A 15,567-nucleotide genomic window follows, 5' to 3' on the forward strand; every position below is an offset into this window, starting at 1 on the left:
TTTTATTATGCACGTTCAAACGCATGAAATAAAAAAGGCGCTGATTAAAGCGCCTTTTTTTTCATATCGTTCGGACTATTTGGTGATATCCGCGCCAAACCACTTCTCAGAAAGCGCCTTCAGCGAGCCGTCTTTCTGCATTTCAGCAATCGCTGCGTCCACCGCCTTCAGCAGATCTTCATTGCCTTTACGCAGCGCAACGCCTGACTCCTGACGGGAGAAGGCTTCACCGGTGACCGCAAGCGTATCTTTGGTCTTTTTAACCAGATCCAACGCCGCCAGACGATCCACCAAAATGGCGTCGATACGGCCTACGCGCAGATCCTGATATTTCGTCGGGTCATCATCATAAGTCCGGATATCAACGCCCTGGACGTTCTGACGTAACCACTCTTCATAGTTAGTACCCAGACCCACGCCCACTTTCTTATCTTTCAGATCGGCTGCAGTTTTAATCGCGCCTTCATTGCCTTTTTTCACCAGCGCCTGGATACCGGAGACGGTATAAGGGGTAGAGAAATCATATTTCTTCTTCCGCTCGTCGGAGATGGTGACCTGATTGATCACCACATCGATGCGTTTAGAATCCAGAGAGGCCAGCATCCCGTCCCATTTGGTCGGTTTCAGCGTGGCTTTCACGCCCAGATGCTTCGCGAGCGCTTCGGCAAATTCCACTTCAAAGCCGGTCAATTTACCGTCATCGCCCTGGAAACTGAACGGCGGATAGGTGCCTTCCAGCCCCACCAGCAGCGTGCCGCGATCTTTAACCTTCTTCAACAGACCTTCATCTGCAAACGTTTTTGCGCTCATTCCCGCGACAAGCGCCACAGCCATCACGCCCATCAGCGCCTGGCGCCCCAGAAGTGCTAATTTCATATTTACCCCGAATGTTGTTATGAATGCCCGTAGTGTAGAGCGTTTATGGGTAACGACATAAATCACTCTGCTACATCTTATTCATTTTTAATATATATCAGAAGTCATCCGGAGGGAGGAATTCTGTTGCTGCTCGGGGCGAGCATGCGCTTTATATTGTGCGTACTTACGCAGCGCGATGCGATAGTTGTTGGTGCTGGTCTCCGGCAGCCACGGCGCCAGGTTTTCATCAAGGTAACCGTCCTGGAGCAGATCGTGAGAAATTTTCTGCTCGCTGAGATGATTACCGAGACGGCGCAGACGGACAACATACTCGCGTACGGTCCCGTGGCTCATTTCGGTCTGTTCAAACAGGAATTGTTTAAAACCAATGATGTCGAAGAAATCGCTCTGCGTCTTGCAGTGCAGATCGCCGCAGAAACGGCATAGCGCCACCCACTCTTTCTGCTCCTGCTGCCAGGCGGCTTCATCCATGAGTGTATCGAGGCGGGAAATGGCGATTTTATTGACGATCTGCCCTTTGCGCACCAGCGTGATGCGATCCAGTAACTTGTGGCAATGGGCGCAATGCGTCTGGCTGTGTTTAAAGTCTTTGAGGTAGCGGCTTAGAGGCCGTCTTTTTGATTGCTGCACCGTCATGAGAACTCCTGGTAGTCAATACGTTGTGCGGCATTTTTCAGCGCCGACAACGTCGTTCGCTATAACTTACCCAGCTTCGTGCGTAACCGTTTTATGGCCTGACTGTGCAACTGGCTGACCCGTGACTCTCCGACTTCCAGAACCGCGCCAATCTCTTTGAGATTGAGTTCTTCCTGGTAATAGAGCGTGAGCACCAGTTGTTCGCGTTCCGGAAGGGCTTCAATGGCATCCATCACGCGCTGGCGCAAATTGCTCTCAAGGAGCTGTTGTAACGGGTTTTCCTGCTGATGTTCTTCTGTCACCAGCTCGATACTATCGCCATGCTCTTCCCGCCACTCGTCATAGGAGAAGAGTTGGCTGTTGTTGGTATCAAGCAACATCTGACGATATTCTTCTACAGGAATCGCCAGCCGCTCCGCCACCTCAGTTTCCGTCGCGTTGCGCCCTAATTCCTGTTCCAGTTGCCCCATCGCCTGTGCCACTTCGCGGGCATTGCGCCGAACGCTACGCGGCACCCAGTCGCGGCTGCGTAGTTCATCCAGCATCGCCCCACGAATACGCTGCACTGCGTAAGTGGTAAATGCCGTTCCTTGCAGAGCGTCATATCGGTCAACTGCATTCAATAACCCGATACCGCCCGCCTGTAGCAGATCGTCCAGTTCTACGCTCGCGGGCAAACGCACCTGCAGGCGCAACGCTTCGTGACGCACCAGCGGTACATAACGCTGCCACAGCGAGTGTTTATCCATTACACCTTCAGCGGTATACAGTGAATTCACGATAAACAGCCCTGCGTTAAATGAGTTATCGGCATGATTATCCGTTTCTGCAGGGGTTTTAATCGGGTGAATAGTGGGTGAAATGAGGGGTTATTTAGGGGTTACCGGTAAAGCCAGAACGAAAAAACCCCGCCGGAGCGGGGTTTGCGCAAGAAGCGTAAATTAACGCAGCAGAGACAGAACGTTCTGAGTCGTCTGGTTAGCCTGTGCCAGTACAGAAGTACCTGCTTGTTGCAGGATCTGCGCACGAGACATGTTAGACACTTCAGTCGCGTAGTCAGCGTCTTCGATACGGCTACGAGCAGAAGACAGGTTGTTAACGGTGTTGCCCAGGTTGGTGATAGCAGAATCGAAACGGTTCTGTACCGCACCCAGGGAGCTACGCAGTTTGTCAACTTTAGCCAGCGCAGCATCCAGTTTTTCAAGTGGATTGTTGGTACTAATGGATTTCAGGTCGCTGGCAGTCAGTTCTTTCGTTTTATCAACAGTTGCCGTCGGCGCGTTACTACCCAGAGCACCCAGCGTTACACCGTAGGTTTTTTCGCCATCACGAACAATCGCTCTCGCGCTACCATCTGAACCTAAAGCGAACTCAACAGCCTTACCATCTGCATCTTTGATGACAGAAGTATTGCCAGTCGCTGTATCAACGTTTACAGCCAGGTATTTGCCGTCAGCAGTTTTTGCTGCATAAGTATTCGCAACTGCGTTGCCATCTTTGTCAAGAACCTGACGAACATCAAGGTTTTTGCCGTCAGAGTAAACAGACATCGGAGAATCGTTGAATGCCAGGGCTTTACCTGCTTTGTTGTTAGACACATCCACAGCTACGGCATTACCGGAAGCTTCTTCTGCAAAAGCAGTAACGCGACCACCAAACTTAGCCAACTGAACATCAGCAGCTTGAGTACTGCCAGCACCATCGCTAACCTGTGTCTGAACTTTCTTATAGCCCGTGCCATCCTGTTGGAGCAGAGTATAGGAAGCAGTCGCAGCATCGCCGGCCTGAGCGACAAAGTGCGTCTGGCCATCCACCTCAATTTTGTATACTTTAGCAGCAGCACCCAAAGCATCGGTAGTATCACCGGTATCAACAGCTGAGGCACCAAAATAGGCCGTGATAGCACCGTTGGTACCATCGCGGAAGTCAGCACCAAACGCGGCACCTGCAGCCCCGTTAACTGCGCCGGTATCAGCAACAACGTTGGTCAATGCCGGTGCTGCTTGACTTTTCAGGCTCACAGAAGCAGAGGTCGGAACTTTACCCGGCGCCACGCTGAAGCTATCCAGACCTAAGGTTTTCGCATCGATTTTATCCAGCGCGATTTCGATGGTTTCGCCATCGTTCGCACCCACCTGGATTTTCATGGTCTGGTCAGAAGCCAGCACTTTCACGCCGTTAAACTGAGTCTGACCAGAAACGCGGTCAATTTCGTTCAGACGCTGGGTGATTTCGTCCTGGATGGAGTTCAGGTCAGAATCAGAGTTAGTGCCGTTAGTTGCCTGTACAGACAATTCACGGATACGCTGCAGGTTGTTGTTGATTTCAGACAGTGCGCCTTCCGTCGTCTGAGCAACAGAGATACCGTCGTTGGCGTTACGAGAAGCCTGAGTCAGGCCTTTAATGTTTGACGTAAAGCGGTTAGCAATCGCCTGGCCCGCAGCATCGTCTTTCGCGCTGTTGATACGCAGACCGGAAGACAGGCGCTCAATCGCAGAGCTCAGGGAAGACTGAGATTTGTTCAGGTTGTTTTGGGTCAACAGCGACAGGCTGTTTGTATTAATGACTTGTGCCATGATCTTTTCCTTATCAATTACAACTTGATGTTATTGGGCTGTTGCCCACGGTTTCTCACCGTAACCCTTGTATCGGCACCTGAATTTCGAACTTTAGAGAATTTTTAGTTTCCCCCCATTTTTTCTTAGCCTTTGAATAACCCGTCTTCTTGCACACTATTCCGGCCATTATTTCTCCAAATTTATTATTAAACTTTGCCGCCAGATTGCCGATAAGGTGGCTAACCACTGTTTGCAATTAAAAGGGATTACGCATGGCTTCTTTTACTTCATTAGGCGTGGGTTCAAACCTGCCGCTGGATACGTTACTGACGAACCTGACCACGGCTGAGAAGGGACGCCTGAAACCTATCACCCAGCAGCAGAGCAGTTTTACAGCAAGACTGACGGCGTTTGGAACGTTAAAAAGCTCACTGGAAAAATTCCAGACCGCCAACACGGCACTCAATGATGCGACTCTTTTTAAAAGCACCACGGCGGTAAGCAACTCAACGGATCTCACGGTGAGCACAACAGCAGGAGCGGCTGCCGGGATCTACAAAATTAACGTGACCCAATTAGCCCAGGCCCAATCTATTCGTACCACCTCTACGGTAACGGACAGTAAAGCGGCGCAAGGTAACGACAATGCCCAGCGGACGCTGATTATTAAGCAGGACGGCAAAGAGAAACCATTAGAAATAAAACTGACCAAAGATCAAACTTCGCTGGAAGGAATGCGTGATGCGATTAACAATGCCAACGGTGGGGTGACGGCCAGCATTGTTAAGGTTAAAGATAACGATTACCAACTGGTTCTGACCTCCTCTAACACGGGACTGGCCAATCAGATGAGTGTTTCCGTCTCAGGCGATGAGAAACTCAATCAATTTATCAGCTTCAACAATCCCAACAGCCCGAATAGTAATGTTGAACAAATTGTTGAAGCGAAAGACGCGGAGCTTACCGTTAACGGGATCAATATTGTTCGTAGCAGCAATACTGTAACGGATGCGCCACAGGGCCTGACACTGAACCTGACGAAGGAAGTCAAAGATGTCACCGTTACCGTGTCGAACAGTAATGATAAATCCACCACCGCGATCAAAGCCTGGGTGGATGCGTATAACTCTTTAGTTGATACCATTGGCTCCTTGACGAAATACACGTCGGTTGATGCAGGCGCAGAAGAGCAGGACGCCAGCAACGGCGCACTCCTCGGTGACAGCACCGTTCGCACCATCCAGACCGGTATCCGTGGTCAATTCTCCTCCAGCGCCAATGACGGGAAATTCCAAACGTTATCGCAAATGGGCATTACCCAGGATGGCACCACCGGTAAGCTGAAAATTGATGATGAAAAACTGAAAAAAGCGCTAACCGATAATAGCGTGGATGTTCAACAGCTGTTAGTCGGTGATGGCAAAGAGACCGGAATTACGACCAAAGTGGCTTCGCTGGTGAAAGGTTACCTGGCCGATGATGGCATCATCGACAGCGCCCAGGACAGCATCAATGCCACGCTGAAAAAACTGACTAAACAGTATCTTTCCGTCAGTGCCAGTATCGACGATACCATTGCGCGGTATAAGGCTCAATTTACGCAACTGGATACGATGATGAGCAAGTTGAATAACACCAGTAGCTACCTGAACCAGCAATTTACTGCGATGACCAGTTCCTGATAACCAGAGGTAAACATGTATACCGCGAGCGGTACCAAAGCTTATGCGCAAATCAGCGTGGAAAGCGGCGTGATGAGTGCGAGTCCGCACCAGTTGATCGAAATGTTGTTTGATGGCGCAAACAGCGCCCTGGTGCGCGCTCGCCTGTTTTTAGAGCAAGGTGATATTACCGCCAAAGGGGAAGCGCTGAGTAAGGCTATCAATATCATTGATAATGGTCTGAAAGCGGGACTGGATCAGGAGAATGGCGGCGAACTCGCCGACCATCTCTCTTCGCTGTATGACTATATGATCCGTCGTTTATTACTTGCTAATTTACGCAATGACAGTCAAGCCATTGAAGAAGTGGAAGGGTTACTCGGCAACATTGCGGAAGCCTGGAAACAGATCTCACCGAAAGCATCTTCCCAGGAGTCTCGTTAATGACCTCAGCCGTGGAGTTTATCAACCGTTGGCAGCGCATTGCGCTGCTCAGTCAGTCGCTGCTCGAACTTGCGCAGCGGGGTGAATGGGACCTTTTACTGGAACAGGAAGTCACCTATCTGCAAAGTATTGAAGCGGTCGTTGAAACGCAAACTCCACCGGGCATGACACGCAGCATTCAGGATATCGTGGCCAGTTATATCAAACAGACGCTGGATAACGAAGAATGCCTGAAAGGTTTACTGCGCCAACGGCTCGATGAGCTTAGTGGTCTGATAGGCCAGTCAACGCGTCAGCAGTCGCTCAACAATGCTTATGGTCGACTTTCTGGCATGCTGCTGGTACCCGACGCTCCCCCTGCTCCACAATAATTCCCGCTACGTTAGCAAAAATCTTCCATACTCCAGAGGTCGTCTACAAGACTTCTGGAGCTCGGAAGATGAAAAACCCCACGTTACTGCAGTTCTTCCACTGGTATTACCCTGAAGGTGGCAAACTCTGGCAAGAGGTGACAGAGCGCGCAGACAGCCTCAATGATATCGGTATCAACATGGTCTGGTTACCGCCCGCCTATAAAGGCGCGTCAGGCGGCTATTCCGTCGGCTATGACTCTTACGATCTGTTTGATCTCGGCGAGTTTGACCAAAAAGGTTCCCTTGCCACCAAATATGGTGATAAGGCGCAGCTTCTTACGGCTATCGACGCGCTGAAGAAAAACGACATCGCGGTGCTACTCGACGTGGTGGTGAATCACAAAATGGGTGCAGACGAGAAAGAACCCCTGCGCGTACAGCGGGTCAACGAAGACGATCGCACGCAAATTTCCGATGAGATCATCGAATGCGAAGCCTGGACGCGTTACACCTTTCCGGCGCGAGGCGGTCAGTACTCGCAGTTCATCTGGGACTTCAAATGTTTCAGCGGCATCGACCACATCGAAAACCCTGACGAAGATGGCATTTTTAAAATCGTCAACGACTATACCGGCGAGGGCTGGAACGAGCAGGTCGATGATGAAATGGGCAATTTCGATTACCTGATGGGTGAAAATATCGATTTTCGTAATCACGCCGTCACTGAGGAGATTAAATACTGGGCGCGCTGGGTGATGGAACAAACGCAGTGTGACGGCTTTCGCCTCGATGCGGTCAAGCACATTCCGGCCTGGTTCTATAAAGAGTGGATCGAGCATGTTCAGGAGGTCGCGCCGAAGCCGCTGTTTATCGTCGCCGAATACTGGTCGCACGAAGTGGACAAGCTGCAAGCCTATATCGACCAGGTGGAAGGCAAAACGATGCTGTTTGACGCCCCGCTACAGCTCAATTTTCATGAAGCGTCGCGTCAGGGACGTGATTACGACATGAGCCAGATCTTCAGCGGCACGCTGGTAGAAGCCGATCCGTTTCACGCCGTGACGCTGGTCGCCAACCATGACACCCAGCCGTTGCAAGCGCTGGAAGCCCCCGTTGAAGCATGGTTCAAACCGCTGGCCTACGCGCTCATCCTGCTGCGGGAAAATGGCGTACCGTCGATTTTCTATCCCGATCTCTATGGCGCGCACTATGAAGATACCGGAGGCGACGGAGAAACCTATACCATCGACATGCCGATCATTGAACAACTCGACTTACTCATTCTTGCCCGCCAGCGTTTCGCCCACGGCATTCAGACGCTTTGGTTTGATCACCCCAACTGCATTGCTTTCAGCCGTAGCGGAACGGACGACGATCCCGGATGCGTGGTGGTGTTATCCAATGGCGACGACGGTGAAAAAACGCTTACGCTGGGTGAAAACTACGGCAATAAAACCTGGCGCGACTATCTGGGAAACCGCGAGGAGATCGTCATCACTGACGAAAATGGCGAAGCCACGTTTTACTGCAATGGCGGCAGCGTCAGCGTATGGGTCATTGAAGAGGTGATCTGATGAAGCGCCCCGACAGGGAAAACTGTCGGGGACAATTGTTTACGGTAATGGCGTTGGCAGCGGGGATTTCTCCAGCGCGGCGGCACACTCCACCGTTGGACGGTCCACGCGTTGCAGGGTCATCCCATCATATTCCAGGGTGTTCCCTTCCCGCTCGATCTCATAAAGTTCACGTTTGACCGTCACGTTGGTTAAGTCACCGGACAACATCGTTAGCTTACCCGGCAGCGCAATAACCCTCTGCCACTGGCGACAATCGAGCGTATCGCCCTCTTTGGTCACCACCAGACTGGCAATAGCTTCCGGGCTCACCAGTTTGCGCTGCGGCCCGTTAGTCTGCCAGTACCCTTCCAGCCCGGCGGGCGCAGGCGTTTTGACCACATCATTGTAGTTTTCCACCTCGGCGCATCCCGCTAACATCAGTAACGCCCCAACGATTGCACATTTTTTCATCATTCATCCTGCATGCGAAGAAAAGAGGATTGTGGCATTAAAGGCCTGCGGTCGCCAGCCTTTCGCGGTGCCAGCAGAACTTTGATCCATTTGGGATTACCGCTTAATAGTACCAGGCAAAATTGCCGCCGTGGTGTACTATCCGCTTTCTTGTTTCACACCTTCTGAGTTCAGAGGCAAAACACATGTCATGGCAACAATTCAAACAAGCCTGGTTAGTTAAATTCTGGGCGCCCATCCCTGCGGTCATCGCAGCGGGTATTCTCTCTACGTATTATTTTGGCATCACTGGCACCTTCTGGGCCGTCACGGGTGAATTTACCCGCTGGGGCGGACAAATCCTGCAACTGTTTGGCGTCCATGCGGAAGAATGGGGCTACTACAAGCTGATCCACCTGGAAGGCACCCCGCTCACTCGCATCGACGGGATGATGATCCTCGGTATGTTCGGCGGTTGCTTCGCGGCAGCGTTGTGGGCCAACAACGTCAAACTACGCATGCCGCGCAGTCGCATCCGCATCATGCAGGCAGTGCTGGGCGGGATCATCGCCGGGTTCGGCGCGCGTATGGCGATGGGCTGCAACCTGGCGGCATTCTTTACCGGTATTCCTCAATTCTCTCTGCACGCCTGGTTCTTTGCCCTGGCAACCGCCATCGGTTCCTGGTTTGGCGCACGTTTTACCCTGCTGCCAATATTCCGCATTCCGGTCAACATGCAGAAAGTCTCCGCTGCGTCGCCGTTGACGCAGAAACCGGATCAGGCGCGCCGTCGTTTCCGCCTCGGCATGCTGGTGTTTATCGGCATGATTGGCTGGGCGCTGCTGACCGCCATGAACCAGCCGAAGCTGGGTCTGGCGATGCTGTTCGGCGTGGGTTTTGGTCTGCTGATCGAGCGCGCGCAAATCTGCTTCACCTCCGCCTTCCGCGATCTGTGGATCACCGGACGCACCCATATGGCAAAGGCGATCATCTTCGGGATGGGCGTCAGCGCAATCGGTATTTTCAGCTACGTACAACTGGGCGTGGAAGCCAAAATCATGTGGGCGGGCCCGAATGCAGTAATCGGCGGGCTGTTGTTTGGTTTTGGTATCGTGCTGGCAGGCGGGTGTGAAACCGGCTGGATGTACCGCGCGGTGGAAGGCCAGGTACACTACTGGTGGGTGGGTCTCGGTAACGTCATCGGCTCAACGATTCTGGCCTACTACTGGGATGACTTCGCCCCTGCGCTGGCCACCAACTGGGATAAAATTAACCTGCTCAACACCTTCGGTCCGCTCGGCGGCCTGCTGGTGACCTATCTGCTGCTGTTTGCCGCCCTGATGTTAATCATCGGCTGGGAAAAACATTTCTTCCGTCGTGCCGGGCTGACCCCTGCTAAGGAATCCGCATGAAAAACATTGTTCCTGATTATCGCCTTGATATGGTCGGCGAGCCCTGCCCTTACCCTGCCGTCGCGACGCTGGAAGCGATGCCGCAGTTGAAGAAAGGGGAAATTCTGGAAGTGGTCAGCGACTGTCCGCAGTCCATCAATAACATTCCGCTGGATGCGCGCAACCATGGCTACACCGTGCTCGATATTCAGCAAGATGGGCCGACAATTCGTTATTTGATTCAGAAGTAACTGATTGCCGGAAGGCAACGGCCCCTTATCCGGTCTACAGGGAATCACAGGCCGGATAAGCGCCAGCGCCATCCGGCACTCAAACCTAAACCTGCATGGACATCACTTCCTGATAGGCCGACACCAGTTTGTTGCGCACCTGAATTCCCATCTGCATGGAAACTGAGGCTTTTTGCATATCGGTCATCACATCGTTGAGCGCAATCCCCGGCTCACCCAGCGTGAATTTTTCCGCCTGTACGCGGGCAGCAGTTTGCGTATCGCTGATGCGGTCCAGCGCCGCGTGCAATTGACCGGCAAAACTCACGGTCGGTTGCGGCAGTGTCTCCTGCGCCCTGGCGCTCATCGCCGTCGCCTGGAGCTGGCTGATAACCCCTTCAATCCCCTGAATCGCTGACATGATAATCCTCTGGATGGTTTTCTACGCAGCAGAGATTACCAGTTTGTCAATAAGATAAAGGCGCTAAATAACGATAAAAAACCCCGGTTTTTGCCGCATAGAAAAAAACGAAACCGCAAATAATGAGACCGTCAATTTTTCGATTTTGCTGACCCGGGAGTGAGTCTTGTTCCACTTTGCAAATAAAGCCGTCCACGAGCAGTCACGAGGTGCGAGATGAACGCGACTGCATCGGCTGCAACCCAATCTAAACCTCTCGAGTGGCTTAATCGCCTGCGTGCGAATCCCAAAATTCCTCTGATTGTGGCAGGCTCTGCGGCCGTCGCCATTATTGTGGCGATGGTGTTGTGGGCTAAAGCGCCTGATTATCGTACGTTATTCAGCAATTTATCCGATCAGGATGGCGGCGCGATCGTCACCCAGTTGACCCAGATGAACATCCCGTACCGCTTCTCGGAAGGCAGTGGCGCGATTGAAGTTCCCGCCGACAAAGTCCATGAACTGCGCCTGCGTCTTGCCCAACAAGGACTGCCGAAAGGGGGGGCGGTGGGCTTTGAGCTGTTGGATCAGGAAAAGTTCGGCATCAGCCAGTTTAGCGAGCAGGTTAACTACCAGCGTGCGCTGGAAGGCGAACTGGCACGCACCATCGAAACCCTTGGCCCGGTTAAGCGCGCCCGCGTACATCTGGCAATGCCCAAGCCGTCTCTGTTCGTGCGTGAACAGAAATCCCCTTCAGCCTCGGTGACCGTCAATCTGGAACCGGGGCGTGCGCTGGATGAAGGTCAAATCACTGCGGTCGTCCATCTGGTTTCCAGCGCGGTAGCCGGTCTGCCGCCGGGCAATGTAACGCTGGTCGATCAGGCTGGTCATCTGCTCACGCAGTCAAATACCAGCAGTCGCGATCTGAACGACGCACAGCTGAAATACGCCAGCGACGTGGAAGGCCGTGTCCAGCGTCGTATCGAATCGATCCTGTCACCGATTGTCGGTAACGGGAATGTCCACGCGCAGGTCACCGCGCAGCTGGATTTCGCCAATAAAGAGCAGACAGAAGAACAGTATCGGCCAAACGGCGATGCCTCTCAGGCCGTGCTGCGTTCGCGTCAACTGAATGAAAGCGAGCAAATTGGCTCCGGTCTGCCCGGTGGCGTACCGGGTGCGCTGTCCAACCAGCCTGCCCCAGCCAATACGGCGCCGATCACCACGCCGCCAGCGAATCAGCAAAATGCGCAGAATGCACAAAATGGACAGAACGCGCAGCAGCAGACGGCCACCAGCGCCAGTGCTGGTCCACGTAATACCCAACGCAACGAAACCAGCAACTATGAAGTTGACCGCACCATTCGCCACACAAAAATGAACGTCGGCGATATACAGCGACTCTCCGTCGCCGTGGTCGTGAACTACAAAACGTTGCCGGATGGCAAACCGCTGCCGCTCACTGCCGATCAAATGAAGCAGATTGAAGATTTGACCCGTGAAGCAATGGGCTTCTCGGACAAGCGCGGCGATACCCTGAACGTGGTCAACTCACCGTTCAGCGCTACCGATGACAACGCTGGCGAACTGCCGTTCTGGAAACAGCCGTTGTTTATCGAACAGTTGATCTCGGCCGGACGTTGGTTGCTGGTGCTGTTGGTGGCATGGATCCTGTGGCGCAAAGCGATTCGTCCGCAGTTGACCCGTCGCGCTGAAGAGGCGAAAGCCGCGCAGGAACGCGAGCAACTCCGTCAGGAGACCGAAGAAGCCGTTGAGGTTCGCCTCAGTAAAGATGAGCAGACTCAGCAGCGTCGGGCTAATCAGCGCCTGGGCGCCGAAGTGATGAGCCAGCGCATTCGCGAAATGTCAGATAACGATCCGCGCGTCGTGGCGCTGGTCATTCGCCAGTGGATGAATAACGATCATGAGTAATGCTCTTTCCGGTACCGATAAAAGCGTCATCCTGTTGATGACCATTGGCGAAGATCGCGCGGCGGAAGTGTTCAAACACCTCTCCCAGCGCGAAGTGCAGACCCTGAGCGCCGCCATGGCGAACGTCCGCCAGATCTCCAACAAACAGCTGACCGACGTGCTGGCGGAGTTTGAGCAGGAAGCCGAGCAGTTCGCCGCCCTGAACATCAATGCCAACGAATATCTGCGTTCGGTACTGGTGAAGGCGCTGGGCGAAGAGCGAGCCTCCAGCCTGCTGGAAGATATTCTTGAAACCCGTGATACCGCCAGCGGCATTGAAACGCTCAACTTTATGGAGCCGCAAAGCGCCGCCGACCTTATCCGCGACGAACACCCGCAGATTATCGCCACCATCCTCGTGCACCTCAAACGCGGTCAGGCGGCGGATATCCTGGCGCTGTTCGACGAACGTCTGCGTCACGATGTCATGCTGCGTATCGCCACCTTCGGCGGCGTACAGCCTGCCGCACTGGCGGAACTGACCGAAGTGCTCAACGGCCTGCTCGACGGTCAGAACCTCAAGCGCAGCAAAATGGGCGGCGTGAGAACGGCGGCAGAAATTATCAACCTGATGAAAACGCAGCAAGAAGAAGCGGTTATTACCGCTGTGCGCGAATTCGACGGCGAGCTGGCACAAAAAATTATCGACGAGATGTTCCTGTTCGAAAACCTGGTCGATGTGGACGACCGCAGCATCCAGCGTTTGCTGCAGGAAGTGGATTCCGAGTCGCTGCTGATCGCCCTGAAAGGCGCGGAACAGCCGCTGCGCGAGAAGTTCCTGCGCAATATGTCGCAACGTGCGGCAGATATCCTGCGCGACGACCTCGCCAACCGTGGCCCGGTGCGTTTGTCGCAAGTGGAAAACGAGCAGAAGGCCATTCTGTTGATTGTGCGTCGTCTGGCCGAGACCGGCGAGATGATGATTGGCAGCGGCGAGGATACTTATGTCTAACGAGCTGCCGTGGAAAATCTGGACCCCGGACGATCTCGCGCCGCCGCTGGCTGAATTTGTGCCCATGGAGCACGACGATGACCCCGTGTCTGAAGAGGACGAACCCGAGATCAGTGCGGAACAACAGCTTGAGCAACAGTTAGCCCAGCTGAAAATTCAGGCCCACGAGCAAGGTTACAACGCGGGACTGGCGGAAGGACGGAAGTCCGGTCATGAACAAGGCTATCAGGAAGGGTTGGCACAAGGGCTTGAACAGGGCCAGGTGCAGGCACGCACCCAGCAGGCGCCGCTTCATGCACGGATGCAACAACTGGTCAGCGAATTCCAGCACACGCTGGACGCGCTGGACAGCGTAATCGCTTCGCGTCTGATGCAGATGGCGCTGGAAGCCGCGCGTCAGGTCATTGGTCAGACGCCCGCGGTGGATAATTCCGCCTTAATCAAGCAGATCCAACAGCTCTTACAACAGGAGCCCCTGTTCAGCGGCAAACCGCAGCTGCGCGTCCATCCGGATGATTTACAGCGCGTTGAAGAGATGCTCGGTGCCACCCTCAGCCTGCACGGCTGGCGTTTGCGTGGCGATCCGACCCTGCACCATGGCGGCTGCAAAGTTTCTGCGGATGAAGGCGATCTCGACGCCAGCGTGGCGACCCGCTGGCAAGAACTGTGTCGTCTGGCCGCGCCGGGAGTGATCTGATGACCTCACGCCTGACTCGCTGGTTGACGACGCTGGATAATTTCGAAGCCAAAATGGCGCAGCTTCCGGCCGTTCGTCGTTACGGACGACTGACCCGCGCCACCGGCCTGGTTCTGGAGGCCACCGGGTTGCAGTTGCCGCTTGGCGCGACCTGCGTGATTGAACGCCAGGACGGAACGGAAACCCGCGAAGTGGAAAGTGAAGTGGTGGGCTTTAACGGTCAGCGCCTGTTTCTGATGCCGCTCGAAGAGGTCGAAGGCATTCTGCCCGGCGCGCGTGTCTACGCCAAAAACATCGCCGGTGAAGGGTTGCAAAGCGGTAAACAGTTGCCGCTGGGTCCGGCGCTGTTAGGTCGCGTGCTCGACGGCAGCGGCAAACCGCTTGACGGCCTTCCCTCCCCCGACACCACGGAAACCGGAGCGCTGATTACCCAGCCGTTTAACCCGTTGCAGCGTACGCCGATTGAGCATGTGCTGGATACCGGCGTTCGCCCGATCAACGCCCTGTTAACCGTCGGTCGCGGCCAGCGTATGGGGCTGTTCGCCGGTTCCGGCGTCGGGAAAAGCGTGCTGCTTGGCATGATGGCGCGCTATACCCGCGCCGACGTCATCGTCGTTGGACTGATTGGCGAACGTGGCCGCGAAGTGAAGGATTTCATCGAAAACATTCTCGGTGCCGACGGACGCGCGCGTTCGGTCGTGATCGCCGCACCGGCGGACGTGTCGCCCTTACTGCGCATGCAGGGTGCCGCTTATGCCACCCGTATCGCCGAAGATTTCCGCGATCGCGGTCAGCACGTGCTGCTGATCATGGATTCCCTGACCCGTTATGCCATGGCCCAGCGTGAAATCGCGCTGGCGATCGGTGAACCACCGGCCACCAAAGGCTATCCGCCGTCGGTCTTCGCCAAACTTCCGGCGCTGGTTGAACGCGCAGGTAACGGGATCCACGGCGGCGGTTCCATCACCGCCTTTTATACGGTACTGACCGAAGGCGACGATCAGCAGGACCCGATTGCCGACTCGGCGCGAGCCATCCTTGATGGTCACATTGTGCTGTCGCGACGTCTGGCGGAGGCCGGACACTACCCCGCTATCGACATTGAAGCGTCGATCAGCCGTGCGATGACGGCGCTGATAACGGAACAACACTACGCCAAAGTACGTCACTTCAAGCAGTTGCTGTCGAGCTTCCAGCGCAACCGCGATCTCGTCAGCGTCGGCGCCTATGCCAAAGGCAGCGATCCGATGCTCGATAAAGCCATCGCGCTGTGGCCACAACTGGAGGCGTTTTTGCAGCAAGGTATTTTCGAACGCGCTGACTGGGAGGATTCTCTGTCGGCGCTCGATCTGATTTTCCCGACGGTGTGATGAAGCAAGAGGGTAATGG

At 54.3% G+C, this 15,567-nt stretch carries 16 protein-coding genes; 10 read left to right on the forward strand and 6 right to left on the reverse strand.

Annotation, left to right across the window (positions count from 1 at the left end; translation table 11 throughout):
- Positions 1–75: 75 nt before the first annotated feature.
- The 4 genes from tcyJ to AOY24_RS06075 form a co-directional block, all read right to left on the reverse strand.
- Entirely contained in the window at positions 76–876 is an 801-nt protein-coding gene (gene tcyJ, locus AOY24_RS06060) for a cystine ABC transporter substrate-binding protein (protein ID WP_043000301.1), read from the reverse strand.
- 87 nt (positions 877–963) lie between these two features.
- Positions 964–1,515 carry a flagella biosynthesis regulatory protein FliZ gene (gene fliZ / locus AOY24_RS06065; RefSeq protein WP_043000300.1) on the reverse strand — a complete coding sequence of 184 codons (552 nt, stop codon included), beginning with the start codon at positions 1,513–1,515 and terminating at the stop codon, positions 964–966.
- A gap of 59 nt (positions 1,516–1,574) precedes the next feature.
- Positions 1,575–2,294 carry an RNA polymerase sigma factor FliA gene (gene fliA, locus AOY24_RS06070; protein ID WP_044257600.1) on the reverse strand — a complete coding sequence of 240 codons (720 nt, stop codon included), beginning with the start codon at positions 2,292–2,294 and terminating at the stop codon, positions 1,575–1,577.
- A gap of 162 nt (positions 2,295–2,456) precedes the next feature.
- The gene (locus tag AOY24_RS06075) at positions 2,457–4,091 is read right to left on the reverse strand and encodes a flagellin (RefSeq protein ID WP_054176309.1); all 1,635 of its coding nucleotides are present in this window, start codon (positions 4,089–4,091) and stop codon (positions 2,457–2,459) included.
- A gap of 254 nt (positions 4,092–4,345) precedes the next feature.
- On the opposite strand from AOY24_RS06075, the gene fliD reads away from it, so the two are divergent.
- The 4 genes from fliD to amyA all read left to right on the forward strand — a co-directional run bounded on the left by fliD (position 4,346) and on the right by amyA (position 8,105).
- On the forward strand, positions 4,346–5,755 hold the full coding sequence (gene fliD, locus AOY24_RS06085) for a flagellar filament capping protein FliD (protein WP_054176310.1): 1,410 nt from the start codon (positions 4,346–4,348) through the stop codon (positions 5,753–5,755).
- 15 nt (positions 5,756–5,770) lie between these two features.
- Positions 5,771–6,178 carry a flagellar export chaperone FliS gene (gene fliS / locus AOY24_RS06090; protein ID WP_043000297.1) on the forward strand — a complete coding sequence of 136 codons (408 nt, stop codon included), beginning with the start codon at positions 5,771–5,773 and terminating at the stop codon, positions 6,176–6,178.
- Positions 6,178–6,549: a flagella biosynthesis regulatory protein FliT gene (gene fliT, locus AOY24_RS06095; RefSeq protein WP_043000296.1), complete on the forward strand. Its 372-nt coding sequence runs from the start codon at positions 6,178–6,180 to the stop codon at positions 6,547–6,549. The genes fliS and fliT overlap by 1 nt, the downstream gene beginning before the upstream one ends.
- Positions 6,550–6,617: 68 nt before the next feature.
- Positions 6,618–8,105: an alpha-amylase gene (gene amyA / locus AOY24_RS06100; protein ID WP_054176311.1), complete on the forward strand. Its 1,488-nt coding sequence runs from the start codon at positions 6,618–6,620 to the stop codon at positions 8,103–8,105.
- A gap of 39 nt (positions 8,106–8,144) precedes the next feature.
- On the opposite strand, the gene yedD is transcribed toward amyA, so the two are convergent.
- The gene (gene yedD / locus AOY24_RS06105; protein WP_043000294.1) at positions 8,145–8,558 is read right to left on the reverse strand and encodes a lipoprotein YedD; all 414 of its coding nucleotides are present in this window, start codon (positions 8,556–8,558) and stop codon (positions 8,145–8,147) included.
- A 185-nt stretch (positions 8,559–8,743) separates the two neighbouring features.
- Between yedD and yedE the strand changes: the two genes are divergently transcribed.
- Positions 8,744–9,949 (forward strand): selenium metabolism membrane protein YedE/FdhT, encoded by a 1,206-nt coding sequence (gene yedE, locus AOY24_RS06110; protein ID WP_044257596.1) that lies wholly within the window; start codon positions 8,744–8,746, stop codon positions 9,947–9,949.
- Positions 9,946–10,179 carry a sulfurtransferase-like selenium metabolism protein YedF gene (gene yedF, locus AOY24_RS06115; RefSeq protein WP_000790504.1) on the forward strand — a complete coding sequence of 78 codons (234 nt, stop codon included), beginning with the start codon at positions 9,946–9,948 and terminating at the stop codon, positions 10,177–10,179. The genes yedE and yedF overlap by 4 nt, the downstream gene beginning before the upstream one ends.
- 85 nt (positions 10,180–10,264) lie before the next feature.
- Here yedF and fliE read toward each other — a convergent pair whose 3' ends face one another.
- Entirely contained in the window at positions 10,265–10,579 is a 315-nt protein-coding gene (gene fliE, locus AOY24_RS06120) for a flagellar hook-basal body complex protein FliE (protein WP_043000291.1), read from the reverse strand.
- Between the two features lie 216 nt (positions 10,580–10,795).
- On the opposite strand from fliE, the gene fliF reads away from it, so the two are divergent.
- The 4 genes from fliF to fliI are packed head-to-tail and all read left to right on the forward strand — an operon-like array spanning position 10,796 to position 15,548.
- A complete protein-coding gene (fliF, locus tag AOY24_RS06125) occupies positions 10,796–12,490 on the forward strand; it encodes a flagellar basal-body MS-ring/collar protein FliF (protein WP_043000290.1) in 1,695 nt (564 codons plus the stop codon).
- Positions 12,483–13,481, forward strand: a complete 999-nt coding sequence (gene fliG / locus AOY24_RS06130) for a flagellar motor switch protein FliG (RefSeq protein ID WP_042318283.1) — start codon at positions 12,483–12,485, stop codon at positions 13,479–13,481. Before fliF ends, fliG begins: the two co-directional genes overlap by 8 nt.
- Positions 13,474–14,178 carry a flagellar assembly protein FliH gene (gene fliH / locus AOY24_RS06135; protein ID WP_043000289.1) on the forward strand — a complete coding sequence of 235 codons (705 nt, stop codon included), beginning with the start codon at positions 13,474–13,476 and terminating at the stop codon, positions 14,176–14,178. Before fliG ends, fliH begins: the two co-directional genes overlap by 8 nt.
- On the forward strand, positions 14,178–15,548 hold the full coding sequence (gene fliI / locus AOY24_RS06140) for a flagellar protein export ATPase FliI (RefSeq protein WP_043000288.1): 1,371 nt from the start codon (positions 14,178–14,180) through the stop codon (positions 15,546–15,548). The genes fliH and fliI overlap by 1 nt, the downstream gene beginning before the upstream one ends.
- The last annotated feature ends 19 nt before the right edge of the window (positions 15,549–15,567 follow it).

This window comes from Citrobacter sp. CtB7.12, assembly GCF_001297795.1.
Classification (GTDB): domain Bacteria; phylum Pseudomonadota; class Gammaproteobacteria; order Enterobacterales; family Enterobacteriaceae; genus Citrobacter_A; species Citrobacter_A amalonaticus.